A 2,590-nucleotide genomic window follows, 5' to 3' on the forward strand; every position below is an offset into this window, starting at 1 on the left:
GGGGAAGAAGAGCATGGGGAAGAAGAGCATTTAGGTAGTAAAGTTTCTCTTTTCTTTTTAATTATTGCGGTTGTCATCGTAATAGTTAGACCCTTTTCAGGGAAAATTTACGATCAAATGGGGCATAAGTACTTAATTTATCCGGCAAGTATCTGCAGCATCATTGGTTTGATTTTAATAGCATTTGCACATGGCCTTACGACTTTTTTCGTTGCAGCCATACTTTACGGTATTGCTTACAGTGTCATGCAACCTTCATTTCAAGCATGGGCGGTAAGCAGAGTAATGGCTGATAAAAAAGGGACGGCTAATGCCATGTCCCTCAGTTCTATGGATTTAGGAATGGCTCTTGGTGCTCCGGTTCTAGGTGGAGTTGCTAGTCTAACTGGTTACAGAGGGATGTACAGTCTTTCCTCACTGCTAATTGTCGTTCTTATTTTAATGTATATGGTGAGACACCTTAAGGACATTAAGGAGCAAAAGGTATAATTAAAATTTAAAAATGTTTAAAGAAAAAGAAGACTCTATAATAGTGAATGCTGTCATAAAAAATTATTGAGTGAAAGAATCTTGAATTAATCTATGAAGGAAGAAGGAATAAAAATGAATACATTAAGTTTTAGACGTCACCGTCACCTACGTTCCTCAGAAAACATGCGCGCAATTATTCGAGAGACTCATTTATATAGAGAAGATTTAATCTATCCTTTTTTCGTAGTTGAAGGCGGAGAAGGGAGAAAATCGATTAAATCTATGCCTGGTATAGAACAAATTCCTTTAGATCTATTGAATGATGAAATGAGTGAAATTGTAGAATTAGGTATTAAAGCTGTCATTATTTTTGGTATTCCACTAGAAAAAGATGAGATTGGTTCTGGAGCTTATCATGATCATGGAATTGTCCAAAATGCTATTCGCCAAATTAAAGAAAAATTTCCTGAGTTGATTGTTATTGCTGATACTTGTATGTGCGAATTTACAAGTCATGGACATTGTGGAGTTGTTCAAGGAGAAAAAGTCTTAAATGACCCTTCCTTAGATTTATTAGCTAAAACCGCGATTAGTCAAGCTCAGGCAGGAGCAGATATTATTGCACCTTCTAATATGATGGATGGATTTGTTAAAGCTATTCGAATGGGCTTAGACAGTGCTGGATTTGAAAATATACCGATTATGTCTTATGCAGTAAAATATTCATCTGCTTTTTATCAACCTTTCCGTGAAGCTGCGGAATCAAGTCCAGAGTTCGGCGACCGAAAAACCTATCAAATGGATCCGGCAAACCGTTTAGAAGCATTGCGTGAAGCTGAATCTGATGTATCAGAAGGAGCAGATTTTATCATCGTAAAGCCTGCTTTATCTTATTTAGATATTATTCGTGATGTAAAAAACAGATTTAAGCTACCAATAGTGACATATAATGTTGGTGGTGAATACGCTATGGTTAAAGCTGCAGCAATAAATGGTTGGATTGATGAAAAACAAACAGTGTTAGAAGTACTAATCTCTATGAAACGAGCAGGTAGTGATTTAATCATTACTTATCATGCTAAAGACGTTGCTCGATGGTTGGCGGAATAAACAATTTTGGTATAAGAAATCTATTAAACATAACCTGCTGACATTACTTTTCTAACAGTAAGATGTTGCCTATGGGTCAATTTGAGTTTTGGGTATTTTTGTGGAAATAATGGAGGAACAGGGACTATTCATTCCAAATATAAAAATTATACGTTTAGAATTAGCTGAAAGAGTAAGGCATTACCTTAGGGTAACAAATGACTCTTGAAAAATTGATGAAATATATATTAAGGTGAAGGGCAATAGATATATCTATATCTATATTGTATAGTGAATCACGAAGGAAACACCTTAATTTTTATCTTAGTAGAATAAGAGACAAAAAAGCTGCAAAGCGCTTCTTCAAAGAAGCTTTGCAGCTTTTTGATTTTTCAGTTTCATGTGTCATAACAGCAGATAAGACCTCTTCCCTACCATGGAGAAATTCAGGCAAGTTAAGTAAAGCTCAATAATAAGGTAGAGCAAGATCACCGTTTAATTCGTTCTATGCTGGGATTGAAGTTACTTCGTACAGTTACTTACATACTGTGTGGTACAGAAGCCATACATATACTTAAAAAGAAACAAATTCGTCAAAGAGTGATGTCTGTTCACAATCTAAAACAATTCATCCATAATCTATTTGGATTGGCTTCATAAGCTAACAACTTTAGAGAAACTTCCTCTTTATGTTGTTAGTGAATAATCAATCTTTATACCAGACACAAATCGTGCATATTTGCACATAACGTGCGAATGTGCACGATTTTTACATAAAAAAGTTTTAAAAATTGCTGTTTATCTTTTTAGATAACTTAATTTCAATAAAATTATATGTTGGCACGAATATTGCATTCTTAAATAAGTGACAAAACATATTGTCAAAATGTGATTAATTAGGAGGAATAAACGTGTCAACAACATTAGATTTAAATGCGTTTACGGAGAAATATAATTTACCAGATCAAGCTATTGATGTGAATGAAATCCCTTGGGTACCAACTTTTACGGAAGCAGACGGTGTCTGGTT

At 34.6% G+C, this 2,590-nt stretch carries 2 protein-coding genes and 1 pseudogene; all 3 read left to right on the plus strand.

Annotation, left to right across the window (positions count from 1 at the left end):
* Positions 1-489: MFS transporter (locus AC1DRF_RS22600; RefSeq protein ID WP_477741745.1), on the plus strand; the 489-nt coding region annotated here is incomplete at its 5' end.
* A 114-nt stretch (positions 490-603) separates the two neighbouring features.
* On the plus strand, positions 604-1,581 hold the full coding sequence (hemB, locus tag AC1DRF_RS22605) for a porphobilinogen synthase (protein WP_279621076.1): 978 nt from the start codon (positions 604-606) through the stop codon (positions 1,579-1,581).
* A 42-nt stretch (positions 1,582-1,623) separates the two neighbouring features.
* A pseudogene (locus tag AC1DRF_RS22610) lies at positions 1,624-2,220 on the plus strand (DDE-type integrase/transposase/recombinase).
* The last annotated feature ends 370 nt before the right edge of the window (positions 2,221-2,590 follow it).

The organism is Priestia sp. P5_B4, from assembly GCF_056400385.1.